Origin of the sequence: Holzapfeliella floricola DSM 23037 = JCM 16512 (assembly GCF_001436605.1) — a bacterium.
GTDB lineage: Bacteria > Bacillota > Bacilli > Lactobacillales > Lactobacillaceae > Holzapfeliella > Holzapfeliella floricola.
On sequence record NZ_AYZL01000020.1, the window covers coordinates 326,412 to 342,249 of the forward strand.

The window sequence follows — 15,838 nt, forward strand, 5'->3', positions numbered from 1 at the left end:
TTTCTTCCTCCTATGAGTTAATATTAGTTGAAATTTCATTTGAAACTATACGCTTAATCTGGTAGATTAGCTACAACAAAATAAGTCATTATGTCTCATTTTGTTACATCATTTTAAGGAGCGACATTATGGCTTACGAAAACAAAACAAATCTTACACAAGAAAATATAAGACGTGCTTTTCTTAAGATACTTAAAGATAAAAAATTCGACGACGTCACAATAAATGACATTGTCCAACAAGCAGGTATTCATCGTAGTAGTTTTTATCGTTATTATGAAGATAAATATCAACTAGCAGGGCATATTGAATGCTATATCATGGCACATATTAGAGAGAATCGAAAAAAATGGATGCAAAAAAATCCAGATATTGATATTGCTGATCCTAATGCAATGATGCATTTGTTTTTGGCAATTGATAAATATGCACCTGCTATCCACATACTACTGGGACCAAATGGTGATCCTAGCTTCGAAGTAAGGCTTAGACATATTATGATTGAAAAATTCTTTGAAAATTCAAAATATGAAACTGCTTCAAATGATAAGTTATCACTACTCAAAGAATTTTCAATTGATATAATCATTCAAACTTATAAATACTGGGCATCTCCTAAGAAAAAGTTGTCAGCTAAAGAACTCGCTGATTTACTAAGTGATATTTTTCAGAAAGGATTTACTTATGCTATTGAAAATATGTAAATACTTTTAATAGCATCCAGATATTTTGTTCATTAAAAAAACCAAAAACTTGAATAATGCTCCAAGTTTTTGGTTTTTTACCAGCTGGCTTTTTTCACACCCGGAATCTGGCCTTTCAAAGCCAATTGTCTAAAGTTCAAACGTGATAACTTGAACTTTCTCATATAACCTCTAGGGCGACCATCTAGTGAATCTCGATTTTGTAAACGATTGGGATTTGACTCTTTCGGTAATTTGGCAAGTGCTGCATAGTCACCTTTTGCTTTAAGCTCTTGTCTAATTGCCGCGTAACGACTGATTAGTTCTCTTTGTTTACTTGCTTTTGCAATTTTTGATTTTTTAGCCATTTAATCTCCTTATTTGGTTTCTTTAAACATCATACGTTGACGTTTTTTAGGTGAGTATTTTTTAAATTCTAAACGTTCAGGGTTATTACGTTTATTTTTATTAGTTAAATACAATCTTTCACCAGTTTCTGCACATTCTAAAAGAATATTTTGTCTCATATTATTACCTTCTTTCACTTTCAAATAGTAAGTATTACCATTTGAATCAAATATTACCATATTATATCTGTTTGTCAAACCAGTTCTTTAAACAAAAAAGCTATTACTTTTAACAAGTAATAGCTTTTTATTATGAAAAATAGAATTATCTTCTTTTTTCTGGGATTCTTGCTGCTTTACCACGTAGGTTACGTAGGTAGTAAAGTTTAGCACGACGTACACGACCTTGACGAGTTACTTCGATTTGAGCAACACGAGGTGTGTGTAGTGGGAATGTACGTTCTACACCAACACCACCACTGATTTTACGAACTGTGTAGCTTGCGCTTACGCCAGTTCCTCTTCTTTTGATAACAACACCTTCGAAGATTTGGATACGTTCGCGAGTACCTTCAACAACTTTTGCGTGAACACGAACTGTATCTCCAGCACGGAAGTCAGGAAGATCTGTTTTTAATTGGTCTTGTGTTAAATCTTTGATTAATTGATTCATGATTTTTTCTCCTTTGTCGACACTCTTAATCAATTCGACCAGCGGAGTATCCGATTTATTAGTGATAGATATCACAATTTTTAATTTTATCAGTATTGTTTTTAAAAGTCAACGTTACTTCTTTTTAAGATTGTTTAGCTAGTTCTTGTTTAATTTCTTGTAATAATTGATGCTGCCTTAAATTCAAAGTTTTATTTTCTATTAAATCTGGACGATACAAATACGTATTTTTTAAGGACTGTTTTTCGCGCCAAGACTTAATGTTAGCATGATGACCACTTAATAAAACATCCGGCACTTTTTGTCCTTCAAATTCCGCTGGACGTGTATATTGTGGGTATTCCAATAACCCATCAGAAAAAGATTCATCACTTGCTGAATCTTCATTACCTAAAACACCTGGAATTAGTCTTACTGTTGAATCAATCATTGCCATTGTTGGAATTTCCCCACCGGTCAAAATAAAATCACCAATGGACACAACATCAGTCGCATATTGATAAACGCGCTGATCAAATCCTTCGTAATGACCACAGATAAAAGTAATATTATTATAGTTGTTAGCCCAATCTGTTGCCATCTTTTGATTAAAAGGTTTTCCTGTGGGTGCTAAAATCACAACTTTTTGTTTGTCTTCAATCTCAGACAATGCACTGGCAATTGGTTGAACTTGTAATACCATACCTGGTCCACCACCATAAGGTGCATCATCAACATGCATTTGCTTATCTTTTGTAAATTTACGAAAATCAATCACATTTAAGTTTAGCTTTTCATTTTCAATGGCTTTCCCAACAACTGAGTGTTTCATTGCGTCAAACATATCTGGAAACAGTGTCAAAACATTAATTTTCATCAATTAACCCCTCAGGTACTTCTACCCAAGCCTTATTTTGCTCCAAATCGATTTTTTTAACGATTTGGTTTAAGAATGGGATCAAAACATCTTTTCGCCCGGGTTTTTCAATTGTCCAAACATCATTTGCACCAGTTGGAAAAATTTCAGTTACTTTGCCAAGCACTTCATCTTTATCTAAATCAATAACTTCAAGCCCAATAATTTCATGATAATAATAAGCGCCTTCTTCCAACTCTTGCATATTTTCTTTTGCTACATAAAGTAAGTCACTTTTATATTTTTCGACGAGGTTAATATCTTCTAGCCCTTCAAATAGCACTAGTAAAAAGTTTTTAACAGAACGTGTGCTTTTAACTGTCACTTCAATTTCTTGTTTTTGGTGTTCAATAACCAAAGACATGCCCGGTGCAAAGCGTTCTTCAATAAAATCTGTCGATGGAAAAACTTTTAATTCTCCCTTTATTCCATGAGTATTAACAATTTTCCCTACTTCATATTTAGTTAACATGGATTTAACTCCTTTCAGAAAAAAAGCTTAAATGAAGTTATCTCATTTAAGCTTTTGAAAATTTATTTAGAGTATTTTGATTCGTGTAATTTTGTCATGATTCCAGCACCAGATAACAAGCTACGAACTGTATCTGAAGGTTGAGCACCTTTTTGTAACCATTCTAAAATTGAATCTTCTTCTAATTTTAATTGTGTTGGGTTTGAAACTGGATTGTAGTAACCTACTTCTTCGATAAAACGACCATCACGAGGTGATCTTGAATCTGCTACCACTAGACGGTAGAAAGGTTTACGTTTTGAACCCATACGACGCATACGAATTTTAACTGCCATATTAATGACCTCCTATTTTTATTAACTTAATTAGTTTAGCATGGATATTTTAAGTTGTAAAGGGTTTTTACTTAACAGATTATGATTTGAATCTTTTAGCTTTTTTAAGACGTTTTTTCTTTTTCTTTTGAGAACGTTTCATCATGGAATTCATGGCCATCTTACCCATTTTACCCTTCATTCCACCACCAAGCATTCCTTCAAGATCACTGGTATTTCCTTTTGATACTTTTTGCATCATTTCTTTTGATTGTTTAAATTGTTTAATCATGCGGTGAATTTCTTGAATATTACGACCAGAACCTGCTGCAATACGACGACGACGAGAAGGCGTTAAAATATCTGGATTTTCACGTTCTTCAGGAGTCATTGAATATACAATTGCTTTTAAGTGTGCAATATCTTTTTCACCTATATTAATGTTTTGAAGTGCGGGGTTATTAGCCATACCTGGAATCATCTTCATTAGTTCATCAATTGGCCCCATGCTTTGAATTTGATCCATTTGTGCAATAAAATCATTGAAATCAAATGTGTTTTCACGCATTTTTTCTGCTAATTCTTGTGCATTTTTCTCATCGTAATCTTGTTGAGCTTTTTCAATCAAACTCATCATGTCACCCATACCCAAAATACGGTTAGACATTCTATCGGGGTGGAAAATATCCAAGTCAGATAATTTTTCTCCTTCTCCGACGTATAAAATTGGCTTGTTGGTAATAGAACGGATAGATAAAGCCGCACCACCACGAGTATCACCATCTAATTTTGTTAAAATAACCCCAGTAATATCAAGTGCTTGATTAAAACCATCAGCTACTGTTGCAGCAGCTTGACCTGTCATTGCATCGGCCACTAAAACAATATTGTCAGGTTGAGCAATTTCTTTAACGTTTTTTAATTCATCCATTAAGGATTCATCAATTTCAAGACGTCCCGCCGTATCGATAATAACATAATCATTTTTGTTTTCTTTTGCTTGTTGCATCCCATGTCTAACAATATCTTCGGCGGAATTGTTGACACCTTCTTCATACACAGGGACTTCTAATTGGTTCCCAATCACTTTCAATTGGTCAACAGCAGCTGGACGATAAATATCGGCTGCAATTAGCAACGGACGTGCTTTTTGTTCAGCCATCAAACGATTAGCTAATTTACCTGCTGTAGTCGTTTTACCCGTACCTTGAAGTCCAACCATCATAATAACTGTTGGAATTTTGTCAGATTTATTCAATGCAACAGCTGACTCACCCATCATCTGTGTTAACTCTTCATTAACAATTTTGATAATTTGTTGACCTGGTGTCAAACTATCAAGTACTTCAGATCCAAGTGCACGCTCTTTGATTTTCGCAATAAACTCTTTTACAACTTTAAAGTTAACATCCGCTTCAAGTAATGCTAAACGAATTTCACGAGTTGCTTGATTAATATCAGTTTGGGTAACTTTACCCTTTTTACGTAAGCCGGATAACGCATTTTGAATACGTTCACTTAAGCCTTCAAATGCCATACTTAGTTCTCCTCTATTATTTGTCTAATTTTTCGGATAGTATCTTTGGTTTCAATATAATTTTGCTTATCAATCAATGATAGTGCTTGTTGACTTAACTGTTCAATGGCTAAAAAATTACGATTTAAATTCAATTTAGATTCGTAATCTTCTAGCAAACGTGTCGTTCGTTTGAGATTATCATAAACTGCTTGTCGCGAAACCTCCGCATTTTCTGAAATTTCAGCAAGTGATAAATCATTAAAATAATAATCTTCAAAGTAACGCTGTTGCATTGCAGTTAGCAGAGGTCCATAAAACGAAAACAACTGGGTTAAATACTGCGTTTTTTCTAAACTCATACGTTGACCTCCTTGCATAAGGTTAAAGGACTTTTTTTAATTCGTCAATTACTTCTATTATACAAAAAAATTGGCCTTATTTGGCCAATCTTCCTAAATTAATCCCTTAAATAATCCTAATGCAAATTTCTCAGTATCAAATGGTGCTAGGTCTCCCACCTGTTCCCCTAATCCCACTAATTTAACTGGAATATTCATTTCATTACGGATAGCAATAACAATACCACCACGTGAAGATCCATCTAATTTAGTCAAAACAATACCGGATATTTGTGTCACTTGATTAAATTCTTTTGCCTGACTCATTGCGTTTTGTCCAGTAGAACCATCCAAAACTAATAATGTTTCTTCCGGTTGGTCTTTAAATGTTTTTTGAATGGTACGTTTGATTTTATCTAACTCATTCATCAGGTTAACTTTGTTTTGCAAACGACCCGCCGTATCAATTAATAGATAGTCCACTTCTTGATCGTAAGCTCGTTTGACACCCTCAAAAACAACAGAAGCTGGATCAGCTTTTTCTGGTCCAGTAACCACATTAACGCCCACACGTTCTCCCCATTGAACAAGTTGTTGAACAGCTCCTGCTCTAAATGTATCGGCTGCTACTAACATAACTGATTTACCTTGTGATCTTAATTGTGCTGCTAATTTACCAACCGTTGTTGTTTTACCTGAACCATTAACACCCACAAACAAATAAATGTTAGGCTTGTTGGCTTCATTGTAAGTCAGCCCTTCATCTTCTTCACCAGGATTTTCATAAAGACCTACTAATTTTTCAACGATAACTTCTTTTAAAGCTTGTTTTGATTTTGCATTTTTTAATTTAGCTTCATCTCTTAAAGCCTCTACTAAGTTCATGGACGTTTCATAACCAACATCTGATTCAATTAGTAAGTCTTCCAAATCATCAAAAAAATCTTCGTCAATACGTCTGAAATTAGCAAAGAAAGCGTTTAACTTATCTCCAAAGGAACGGTTAGTCTTTTCCAGTCCTTTTTCATATAGATGTTCTGTCTTTTCCTCTTCATCATCTTCTGATTCTTCTTCGGCTTGAACTTCTTCAGAAGTTGGTTGTTCTATCTCTGTATCAGTTTCTTCTTCAACTTCGTCAACTGTTTGAGTCGATACCTCATCACTACTACTTTGTTCTTGGTTGTCCTCATCCGCTGGCTCTTGTTCAGAGCTTTCCTCTTTTGAATCAGCGTTTTCTTTAGTTTCTTTTACAACCGACTCTTCTTTATCCACTTCTTTAGTGGGTTCCATTTCAGGTTCATCAGTTGCCTCACTATCCTGATTTGTTTCTTCAGCATCAACTGGATTTTGAGCAGAGTCTGCCTCTTTTGGTTCTTCATCAGACGGTTGTTCTTGTGCTTCTTCTAATTCAGCTGATTCTTTCTTATCTTCTTGTTCTTTTTTATCTCCAAAAATGGATTTTTTTATACGATCAAATAATCCCATGATAACCTCCTACAATTGTTGTTCAATTTCACTTAATGAGACTGACAGCAAACTAGAAATACCAGATTCTTGCATCATAACCCCATATAATTGATCTGCCTGTGCCATCGACCCTTTTCTATGTGTAATCATGATAAATTGCGTTGTTAAATCATAATTCTTCAAGAATTGGGCGAATCTATCAACATTGGCTTCATCAAGTGATGCTTCTACTTCATCCAAAATACAAAACGGCACTGGACGCACTTTTAAAATAGCAAACAACAACGTAATTGTTGTCAATGCACGTTCCCCACCGGATAGTAGACTTAAGCTTTGTAGCTTTTTGCCTGGCGGTTGCGCAATAATATCAATCCCAGTATTTAAAATATCAGTTTCATCAGTTAAGGCAAGTTTTGCATGACCTCCGCCAAACATTTTAGGGAAAATATCCGCAAATGCTGCGCTAACTTGCTCAAACGTTTCTTTAAAACGTGTCGAAACTTCTTTATCCATTTCATTCATTGTGTTTTCTAACGTTGATTTAGCTGATAATAAATCTTCTTGCTGTTGATGCAGAAAATCATACCGTTCTTTGACTTCCTTATATTCTTCAATGGCTCCCAAGTTCACCGGTCCAATATCTTCAAGCGATAACTTGTGCAACTTGATTTCGTGTTGCAGTTGATTGATATTGACCTCTTCTGGATTCCCAATATCAGACATGGCTTTTTCAAAAGTTAGATGATAATCCTGATTTAAAGTTTCTAAGCGCGTATTGATTTCTGATTTCAAAATAGCTAATTGATTGCTTTCTTTTTCTTGAGCTTCAGCAACTATTTTTCTTGAATCATAATGCTTAGTATAATCTGTTTCAAGTGTTGCAACTTTATTTTCAACAACAGATAGTTTTTGTGCTGTTTCTTTGATTTGTTGATTTAAAGTTGTAATTGTTACTTGGTTTTGCTCGAATTTTTTCTTCTGTTTGTCTAAGTCTTGTGAGTTTTTCTCTTTTGCTTGACTTAAATGTATTAATTTTTCTTGTAGTTGTGCTTGTTGTTGTTGAGATTGTTTGATATCAGCTTGTTTTTCAGTGATTTGAGATTGATAGTTTTCTTGCTTAGTCTTGAAAACGGCAATTTCAGGTAACAATTCGTTTAATTGTGCTTGTACATGCTGAGATATTTGATCAAAGTTTTGAATTTGTGCCTGTGTTTCTTTTATTTTTCGTTGTACTTTCTCAACGTCTTGTTCAGCTTTAACTTTTTGTGTGTTTAGTTGATCATATTGTGCTTGTTGTTTTTCTAATTCGGACTTTTTAGCTTGTAATCCGTGTCTTAAGTAGTTCAACTGTTTTGTTAGCGATTGTTTTTCATCTTGAATACGGTTAATTTGATTATCAAAATCCATTAACTCAGATTTTACTTCCGCTACCTTATTGGTATTTTCAGCTTGAATTTTTTCCAAGCGCTGTTTTTCAGTAATTTCTTGTTGTAAGTGTGACTGAACTTCAGCAATCTGACTATCAAACGCTTGGCTTTTAGCTGTGAGATCTTCCAATTGTTTCTTGATTAGCAATGGTGATTGACTATTCTTATTGTGTGAACCACCTGACATTTGTCCGCCAGGGCTTAAATAATCACCATCTAAAGTCACAATATGGTGTCTTTGTTCTAGTAAGCGGCTTAATTGTGTTGCATGATCTAGGTTATCCATCACAATAATTCGACCTAAAAGATGGATAACCGCTGGCTTAACTTCATCTGAACAAGAGACTAAATCAGAAGCTGTTCCGAGATATCCTGAAGTCGTTTTTAGTATCTTTTTAACTTCTGTTGACAATACCTGCTGTCTTAATTGATCTAATGGTAAAAAGGTTGCTCGTCCTAAATTCTTTTCCCTTAATGTTTTAATCGCATTTTTAGCATTATCTTGAGTTTTCGATACTAAATTTTGGGCATTACTTGCTAAAGCTGTGTCTAAAGCTAGTTGATGACGACTATCAAAATCAATCAGTTCGCTGACGACACCTAAAATCCCAGGAAATTCAGATTTATGATTCAAAACAGATTTAACACCCTGAAAGTAACCTTCATGGTTGTCATGTAATCGTTTAAGAGCTTGTAGCTGGGCTTTTGTTCCTTGAGCAAGCTCTTTTAACTCACTACGTTCTTTTTGCTTCTTCACTACTGTAGCTGTTGATTTTTCAATAGCAGTTAGGCTATCAGCAACTTCCGTTTCCAGTTTATCTAACCAATTTTTTTGTGTCTGCTTTTCTTGCGTAACTTTTTCAATTTGGGCATCAAGACTAACTGAATTTGATTCTAACTCTTTAACTTCAGGGGAGGTTAATTCACCTTTAAGTTGATTAATAGCCGTCTCGGCAAAAATAATTTGATTAGATAACGTCGTTTTATTTTGCAAGTTATCGATGTAATCATCTCTTAGAGATTCTAAATCTTTTTGTAACTTGCCTGGATCTTGAGATACCTTAGTCTTAAGTTCGCGTTCTTGGTCCTTTAACTGATTATATTGTTGAGTAACCGTATTTAATTGCTTTTCTTTTTCACCTAACTCTTTTTCGAGCTGCTGTTGGCGGCTTTGCAACTCATCTTGACGGGTTTTTAGTTCTTTTCGATTCGTTTCATCAAATTCTGTACTTTGATCATAAACAGCTAATTGTGTTTTAATTTCATAATTTTGATTCACAAGTTTGTTGTAGTCCGCTTGCAATTGATCTTGTCTATCTCTAAGACTATGACGCTCTTTTCGATATTCTTCTAGTTGTTGCTGTGTAGAGGCAACGACACGATCTAATTTTTGTAGTTTTTGTTTTGTTTGGTTATTTTGGTTGCGTGTTTGCTCTTGCTTATTAACACGGTCGTTGGTTTCTAAAGTTAGTACGATTTTATTTTTAGAATCATACCCATTTTTTTGTGTGTGATACTCTTCCGCTAAACTTTTTTGCTGCTTTAACGGTTCAATTCTAGTCTCTAATTCTTTAACGAAATCGTTAATTCTTACTAAATTATCTTGTGTCTGTTTTAGTTTTAATTCCGCAGTCTTTTTTTGCTGTTTGAATTTTAATACACCCGCTGCTTCTTCAATTACCGATCTACGATCAGCAGGTTTTGCATTGAAAATTTGTTCTACGCTACCTTGCGAAATAATTGAAAAAGACTCTTTAGATAAACCAGAGTCCATAAATAAATCATGAATGTCTTTTAGCCTAACATTTTGTTGGTTAATTTGATAATTAGTATCGCCGTTGCGAAAAATAGTTCGTGTGATTTCAATTTCCTTAAAATCACTATTCAATTGTTTAGCTTGGTTGTCAAATGATACCGTAACTTCGGCACGATTTAACGGTGCTTTCATGGCAGTTCCACCAAAAATAACATCTGTCGTATTTTCTCCACGCAGATGTCTAACATTTGTTTCTCCCATCACCCAACGCATAGCTTCGGTAATATTACTTTTACCACTTCCGTTGGGACCAACAATACCAGTAATTCCCTTAGGAAATTCCAAAGTAACTTTGTCTGGGAATGATTTAAATCCATTAATTGTTAATGACTTTAATGGCATTTCGTCAACTCCATTATTGTAATTTTTTCAAAGCTTCACTAGCTGCATGTTGCTCTGCTTTTTTCTTAGAATCGCCAGTTCCTTCAGCAAGTTTTTCACCTGCAGCATAAACTGCAACCTCAAAAATTTTATCATTATCACTACCTGTTTCTCGTAGTGTTTCGTAGCTAATTTTTACTGACCCATTTTGTTGCAGTAATTCTTGAAGTTGTGTTTTGTAATCAGCATTATAAGAGAAATCTCCTTTTATAATATCTGGAAAAACAGTAACTTTTAAAAATTGATAGACTGCTGGCATTCCTTGATCTAAAAATAATGCACCGTTAAAAGCTTCAAAAACATCCTCTAACAATGTTTTTCTTAGTCTTGCACCATTATTTTCCTCACCTTTACCAAGCATTATCTCTTGATCAAATTCTGCTTCTTTAGCAAATTTCGAAAACCCTTCCGTTCTAACAACGTTTGATCGAAAACGTGTCAATTCACCTTCGTCAAGGTCAGGAAATTGATGATACAGAAACTCTGAAATAGCTAATTCTAAAACCGCATCTCCCAAAAACTCTAATTTTTCATAGTTTTTTAGTTCCAAATTGCGATGCTCATTTGAATAAGATGAATGCGTAAATGCTTCATCAAGCAAACTCATATCTTTAAATATTATTTGAAAATCGTCTCGTAACTTTTTCGTAAATTTCGAACTAACCATATTTAAAATCTCCTTCTGTCTCTGTATACTATTATACCAGTTTGTCGTTTGAGAAAAAACGCACAAAAAAACACTTTTCCTTGAATTGAAAAGTGTTTTTTATATTTTGTTAACCTGTTTAGTTAGATGATACACCAACTGATGCCCATGAAGAGCTAGGAGTTAAGTCATATCCGACAACACGCTTGTTTATCGCTTTAATACCATAGCTATTGTAAGTAGGAATTACATAAGCATTATCGTTCATCCATTCTTGCCATTTGAAGAAGGCTTGTTGACGATGATTTTGATTGAATGATTCTTTTGAATCAATATCAGCCAATAACTTGTCTTGTTCATCTGAAGCAAACCTAGAATAATTAAATGGTGCTTTTCGACTGTATAAATCATTTGGAGAAGGTTCTGAAGACAATGACCATCCAGCTGTAAACATATCAATATCAGAACTATCTGCTTGAATTTTATCGTAAAAACTGTTTGGTTCAATTAGTCTTCCTGTTGTCAATTGCACATTTAAGCCTATTTTTTTCCATTGTTGAATATAGTTTTGAATAATTGGTTCTTGGATAGCACTTCCTGACATGGCAGCAAAATTAATAACTAGAGGCTGTCCATTTTTATCTGTCCTGTAATCTCCATTTTTCTTATATCCTGCTTCATCCAACAACTGATTAGCTTTGTCTAAGTTGTAATCATAACCTTTTACACTTTTATCGAAAAATTGACCAAATTGTTCAGGAATAAGTGATGGGACTCTAAAAGATAATCCACTAGCATATTTTTCATAAACTTGATCAATGTTCATTGCATATCCCATAGCTTGACGAAGATTTTTATCATTCATTTTGGAATTAGAATTCATAACATTCTCACCTTTGTCAGCATCCCATTTACCTACTTTAAATCCTAAATAGTAATAGGTAAGAGGAATTTTTCCAATGAATTCAGTATTAGGTGCATTTTTAACTTCGTTCCAAGCATTATTTTGAACATCAATCATATCATATTTGTTACTTAATGCAGCCTGTGTGGCATTGCTTGGGCTAACAACTGATAATGTGATTTTAGCCAGCTTAGGCTTTTCTCCATAATAGTACTCGTTTGGTACCCACTCTACCGATTGTCCAGGCACTAGATTACTTAACTTGTATGGCCCATAATATAATGGTGTTTTTCTTATTTCATCTGAAGAAACAAGCTTATCAAATGGAACATCCTTCAGTTGATGCTCTGGTGATGCTTGTTCCCAAAAGTAACCGTTACCAGACTGAGTCATTCCGGGCTTCATTTCTTTGAATTTTAAAACTACTTCGTTTCCATCATCGCCATTTGGTGAAGTGATTCCAGAAATCTGATCTGATTTTCCGGTATTATAGTCTTCCATACCTTCAATATTTTGCAGAGCTTCTGTGTAACGTGTCGATTTTGTTGCCGGGTTTGCAATAATTTTATAGGAATAAACGACATCTTTTGCGGTTAAAGGCTGTCCATCCGACCATTTAACATTGGGATTAATTGTAATTGTAGCAGTTTTTGCATCAACATTTAATTTAAGATTAGCAGCACCGCCATCTACAATTTTATAATCATCATCAGTTTTAAACAATCCTTCAGCTCCAAATTGAGCAACAGTTGAATCTGCACTAGTAGTTGATAAGGCTGAATTAAAAATACCTGTGAACGGTGTGCTAGCAACCATCCCGTAACTCAAGGTTCCTCCTTCAATAGGCTTTGCCCTATTAGAAACAGCAATAGGAAATTGTTTGTCTTTTGTTTCTGCTTCTTGGGATGAATTGCTGCTTCCATTCCCATTACTACAACCAGATAACGTCATTGCTATGGCAGCTGTTGCAATTGGCAGCAACCATTTTCTCTTTTTGTATACCATCCTTTTAAACCTCCATCAGTTTTAATCTATATTTGAGATATTAGCACCCCTAAATTAAAAAATCAATAAATATTTTAATTATATTTTAATTATCTTCTTTGTCTTGCGTCTGCTGCACGTTGAAAGACAGTTCCAACATAATTAATCATGTACGAAATAATCAGTAACATCACAACCGCTGGTAACCATACCCATGGACGACTCATGATGTTAACTGGGTCATTAGCATATCCAATCAATGTCCCCAAACTTGGAGTAGAGGCTGGAAGTCCATATCCCAAAAACGAAAGTCCAGTTTCAATTCCGATATTTCCAGCTATACCTAACACAACATCAATAATTATCATAGAACTTATATTAGGCAATACTTCTCTAAACATAATGGCTACATTAGAAGATCCGGATGCCTTTGATGCCATCACATATTCACGCTCTCTCTGTGCTAGAACAAAACTTCTAAAATATCTAGCTGAACTGGTCCAACTAAAAAGTGAAATTAACAATATCAATGTAAACGCATTATAATTTGAAATAATAGTAGTTAAAATGATGATAATCATAAATCTGGGTAAAACCATAATAAAGTCAATGATTCTCATAAAAATATCATCAACGACACCTCCAAAATAGCCTGATATTAACCCTATAACTAACCCCAGGATAATTGAAATTGCTGTAACACTAATTCCAATGACTATAGAGTTTCTTCCACCGACAATTAACAGCGATAAAATATCTTTCCCACCTTCATCCGTTCCTAAAAAATGTCCCGAACTAAATGCAGGCATTAGACCATCTAAGATATTTGTATCTAAACTTTCCTTGGACACAAATGCAGATCCTAAAAAAGTGAATAACAGGATTAAAACAAGAACCAGTATAGAAAATATAGCAAATTTGTCTTTTAAAAGTTCTTTTAATACTAATTTAAAACCAGAAGGTGGAAGACTAATAGGTTCCCCTGCTTCAGTTTTAATATTTTGTTTGTTTGCTTTGTTAAATAACATATTATCCCCCTTCCCTACTTCACTCTAATTCTAGGATCGACAATTGTCATAACAATATCTGAAATCAGGTTACCAACAATTGCTAAAATACCAAACATTAATATAAGCGCTGTCAATACAGGATAATCACGTTGTGATATTGACTCCATAAAAAGTTTACCCATACCAGGATAACTAAAAACTGTTTCAATCATAACGGCTCCTCCCAATAGGGCACCAATAACATTACCTATAAATGCTGTAATAGGAAGCAAAGAGTTTCTAAGAATGTGTTTATTAAATACCACACGTTCTGGTACACCTTTTGAACGAGCCGTTCTAACATAATCCTCTACCTGATTGTCAATAATTCCCGTACGTAAATATTGTACGGTTGTCGTTGTACTGATTAGTGCAGCTACTAAAGCAGGCAGGATAATATGATGGGCTCGATCTAGAATATAGTTAAATATTCCCGGTGCAACCGACACACTCACTGTCCCAGTTGTTGGAAACCAATTTAATAAATAGCCAAATAACCACAAAGCTAAAACATATGCTACAAATCCAGGAATCGCAAATGTGATGTAATTAAAAATTCTAATTGTTTGATCTGGCCATTTATCTTTATATCTCCCTGCAATAATTCCCATTGGAATTGCAAATAAATAGGACAAGATAATTGTTACTAAGGAGAGCCAAAATGTATTTTGAGCACGATCACCAATTAGTGAAGTAACGCTCATATGTTGAGTATAGCTCATACCTAAATCACCACGGAACAAGTTTTTTACCCAGTTCAAGTACTGCACCCATGGTGCATCATTTAATCCATACTCTTGTTTTAATTTAGCAATAGTATTAACGTCCATTTTGGGATCAATCAATCCAGTAAAAGGATCACCTGGCATCATCTTAGCTAAAAAGAAGATTAGAATTGACAAGATAATAATTTGCGGAATCATTACCAAAACACGTCTTAAGATTGTCTTCCACATATTATCGGCCCCCTTCTAATTTATCTTGTGGTAAAGCAACAAAATGACTTTTCCCAATTTGTTGTAATGGATAAACGCGGCCATTTTTATACCACTTATCTTGATTTTCTAGAAATTCTTTTTCAACAGCTTGGCGATGAGCTTTATGTTCTTCTCTATTCTTCGGATCAATCTTAGGAATAGCAGCAAGTAGTCTCTTAGTGTAAATATGTTGGGGATTATGATAAATGTCTTCTCTTGTCCCAACCTCAACTAAACGACCTCTATGCATAATAGCTAAGTTCTCGCACATATGACGAACAACACCTAAATCGTGAGAAATGAACAAGTAACTAATGTTATATTCTTTTTGAATTTTCTTCATAAAGTTTAAAACTTGTGCTTGTACTGATAAATCAAGTGCCGATACAGGTTCGTCGGCAATAATTAACTTGGGTTTAGTGGCTACCGCACGTGCAACACCAATTCTTTGTCTTTGACCACCTGAAAATTCGTGTGGATATTTATATAAAGCATCGCTTGGCATCCCAACAATGTCTAATAATTCCTGAACGCGTTTCTTTTCTTCTTCCTTTGAAAGACTTTCGAAGTTTCTAATTGGTTCAGCAATAATGTCAAAAATTCTTTTCTTAGGATTCAAACTAGACATTGAATCTTGAAAAATCATTTGGACGTCGCGATTATACTTTAATTTACGACGTTCACTTGCTTTGGTAATGTCATGACCTTTATAAATAATTTGGCCTGATGTAGCATCCTCTAACCCTACAATTGCTTTTCCTGTTGTAGACTTACCGCTTCCAGATTCACCAATTAATCCGTAAGTTTCTCCCTCTTCGATTTCAAAGTTAATTCCATCAACCGCCCTGACGTGGTCAGTTACTCGATTAAAGAAACCTGAACGAATTGGATAATGAATTTTCAAGTCTTTGATTTGTATTAATGACATCTTTTATCCTCCATTCGT

General features: G+C 34.5%; 16 protein-coding genes. 1 reads left to right on the forward strand and 15 read right to left on the reverse strand.

Translation table 11 applies throughout. The annotated features are described in order from the left end of the window. Positions 1 to 128: 128 nt before the first annotated feature. Positions 129 to 704, forward strand: a complete 576-nt coding sequence (locus FC86_RS05820; protein WP_056975127.1) for a TetR/AcrR family transcriptional regulator — start codon at positions 129 to 131, stop codon at positions 702 to 704. Positions 705 to 781: 77 nt separating this feature from the next. On the opposite strand, the gene rpsN is transcribed toward FC86_RS05820, so the two are convergent. From rpsN to FC86_RS05895, 15 genes are all read right to left on the reverse strand, one after another. Beyond that, complete coding sequence (gene rpsN / locus FC86_RS05825; protein WP_056975128.1) at positions 782 to 1,051, reverse strand: 30S ribosomal protein S14; 270 nt, start codon at positions 1,049 to 1,051, stop codon at positions 782 to 784. Positions 1,052 to 1,060: 9 nt separating this feature from the next. Further along, a complete protein-coding gene (rpmG, locus tag FC86_RS05830) occupies positions 1,061 to 1,210 on the reverse strand; it encodes a 50S ribosomal protein L33 (RefSeq protein WP_056975129.1) in 150 nt (49 codons plus the stop codon). A 145-nt stretch (positions 1,211 to 1,355) separates the two neighbouring features. Beyond that, entirely contained in the window at positions 1,356 to 1,703 is a 348-nt protein-coding gene (gene rplS, locus FC86_RS05835) for a 50S ribosomal protein L19 (protein WP_056975130.1), read from the reverse strand. Between the two features lie 124 nt (positions 1,704 to 1,827). Beyond that, entirely contained in the window at positions 1,828 to 2,559 is a 732-nt protein-coding gene (gene trmD / locus FC86_RS05840) for a tRNA (guanosine(37)-N1)-methyltransferase TrmD (protein ID WP_056975131.1), read from the reverse strand. Next, positions 2,549 to 3,070, reverse strand: coding sequence for a ribosome maturation factor RimM (gene rimM / locus FC86_RS05845; protein WP_056975132.1), 522 nt, complete (start codon positions 3,068 to 3,070; stop codon positions 2,549 to 2,551). The genes trmD and rimM overlap by 11 nt, the downstream gene beginning before the upstream one ends. Positions 3,071 to 3,132: 62 nt before the next feature. Continuing rightward, positions 3,133 to 3,405 (reverse strand): 30S ribosomal protein S16, encoded by a 273-nt coding sequence (gene rpsP / locus FC86_RS05850; protein ID WP_056975133.1) that lies wholly within the window; start codon positions 3,403 to 3,405, stop codon positions 3,133 to 3,135. A 79-nt stretch (positions 3,406 to 3,484) separates the two neighbouring features. Beyond that, the gene (gene ffh / locus FC86_RS05855; protein ID WP_056975134.1) at positions 3,485 to 4,921 is read right to left on the reverse strand and encodes a signal recognition particle protein; all 1,437 of its coding nucleotides are present in this window, start codon (positions 4,919 to 4,921) and stop codon (positions 3,485 to 3,487) included. A gap of 2 nt (positions 4,922 to 4,923) precedes the next feature. Next, a complete protein-coding gene (gene ylxM, locus FC86_RS05860) occupies positions 4,924 to 5,262 on the reverse strand; it encodes a YlxM family DNA-binding protein (RefSeq protein ID WP_056975135.1) in 339 nt (112 codons plus the stop codon). Positions 5,263 to 5,355: 93 nt separating this feature from the next. Next, positions 5,356 to 6,726: a signal recognition particle-docking protein FtsY gene (ftsY, locus tag FC86_RS05865; RefSeq protein ID WP_056975136.1), complete on the reverse strand. Its 1,371-nt coding sequence runs from the start codon at positions 6,724 to 6,726 to the stop codon at positions 5,356 to 5,358. 9 nt (positions 6,727 to 6,735) lie between these two features. Continuing rightward, on the reverse strand, positions 6,736 to 10,293 hold the full coding sequence (gene smc, locus FC86_RS05870; RefSeq protein WP_056975137.1) for a chromosome segregation protein SMC: 3,558 nt from the start codon (positions 10,291 to 10,293) through the stop codon (positions 6,736 to 6,738). Between the two features lie 13 nt (positions 10,294 to 10,306). Next, positions 10,307 to 10,999 carry a ribonuclease III gene (gene rnc / locus FC86_RS05875; RefSeq protein WP_056975138.1) on the reverse strand — a complete coding sequence of 231 codons (693 nt, stop codon included), beginning with the start codon at positions 10,997 to 10,999 and terminating at the stop codon, positions 10,307 to 10,309. Positions 11,000 to 11,117: 118 nt separating this feature from the next. Beyond that, entirely contained in the window at positions 11,118 to 12,887 is a 1,770-nt protein-coding gene (locus FC86_RS05880; protein WP_056975139.1) for an oligopeptide ABC transporter substrate-binding protein, read from the reverse strand. A gap of 89 nt (positions 12,888 to 12,976) precedes the next feature. Continuing rightward, positions 12,977 to 13,894: an ABC transporter permease gene (locus tag FC86_RS05885; protein WP_056975140.1), complete on the reverse strand. Its 918-nt coding sequence runs from the start codon at positions 13,892 to 13,894 to the stop codon at positions 12,977 to 12,979. Positions 13,895 to 13,908: 14 nt separating this feature from the next. Further along, positions 13,909 to 14,871: an oligopeptide ABC transporter permease gene (opp4B, locus tag FC86_RS05890; RefSeq protein WP_056975141.1), complete on the reverse strand. Its 963-nt coding sequence runs from the start codon at positions 14,869 to 14,871 to the stop codon at positions 13,909 to 13,911. A 1-nt stretch (position 14,872) separates the two neighbouring features. After that, complete coding sequence (locus tag FC86_RS05895) at positions 14,873 to 15,820, reverse strand: ABC transporter ATP-binding protein (RefSeq protein WP_056975142.1); 948 nt, start codon at positions 15,818 to 15,820, stop codon at positions 14,873 to 14,875. Positions 15,821 to 15,838: the final 18 nt, after the last annotated feature.

Coding starts and splice junctions, on each gene's coding strand:
- rimM (WP_056975132.1), bottom strand. CDS start 3,070: ATGTTAACTAAATATGAAGTAGGGAAAATTGTTAATACTCATGGAATA.
- ftsY (WP_056975136.1), bottom strand. CDS start 6,726: ATGGGATTATTTGATCGTATAAAAAAATCCATTTTTGGAGATAAAAAA.
- FC86_RS05820 (WP_056975127.1), top strand. CDS start 129: ATGGCTTACGAAAACAAAACAAATCTTACACAAGAAAATATAAGACGT.
- opp4B (WP_056975141.1), bottom strand. CDS start 14,871: ATGTGGAAGACAATCTTAAGACGTGTTTTGGTAATGATTCCGCAAATT.
- FC86_RS05895 (WP_056975142.1), bottom strand. CDS start 15,820: ATGTCATTAATACAAATCAAAGACTTGAAAATTCATTATCCAATTCGT.
- rpsN (WP_056975128.1), bottom strand. CDS start 1,051: ATGGCTAAAAAATCAAAAATTGCAAAAGCAAGTAAACAAAGAGAACTA.
- FC86_RS05880 (WP_056975139.1), bottom strand. CDS start 12,887: ATGGTATACAAAAAGAGAAAATGGTTGCTGCCAATTGCAACAGCTGCC.
- smc (WP_056975137.1), bottom strand. CDS start 10,293: ATGCCATTAAAGTCATTAACAATTAATGGATTTAAATCATTCCCAGAC.
- rplS (WP_056975130.1), bottom strand. CDS start 1,703: ATGAATCAATTAATCAAAGATTTAACACAAGACCAATTAAAAACAGAT.
- trmD (WP_056975131.1), bottom strand. CDS start 2,559: ATGAAAATTAATGTTTTGACACTGTTTCCAGATATGTTTGACGCAATG.
- rpsP (WP_056975133.1), bottom strand. CDS start 3,405: ATGGCAGTTAAAATTCGTATGCGTCGTATGGGTTCAAAACGTAAACCT.
- FC86_RS05885 (WP_056975140.1), bottom strand. CDS start 13,894: ATGTTATTTAACAAAGCAAACAAACAAAATATTAAAACTGAAGCAGGG.
- rpmG (WP_056975129.1), bottom strand. CDS start 1,210: ATGAGACAAAATATTCTTTTAGAATGTGCAGAAACTGGTGAAAGATTG.
- ylxM (WP_056975135.1), bottom strand. CDS start 5,262: ATGAGTTTAGAAAAAACGCAGTATTTAACCCAGTTGTTTTCGTTTTAT.
- ffh (WP_056975134.1), bottom strand. CDS start 4,921: ATGGCATTTGAAGGCTTAAGTGAACGTATTCAAAATGCGTTATCCGGC.
- rnc (WP_056975138.1), bottom strand. CDS start 10,999: ATGGTTAGTTCGAAATTTACGAAAAAGTTACGAGACGATTTTCAAATA.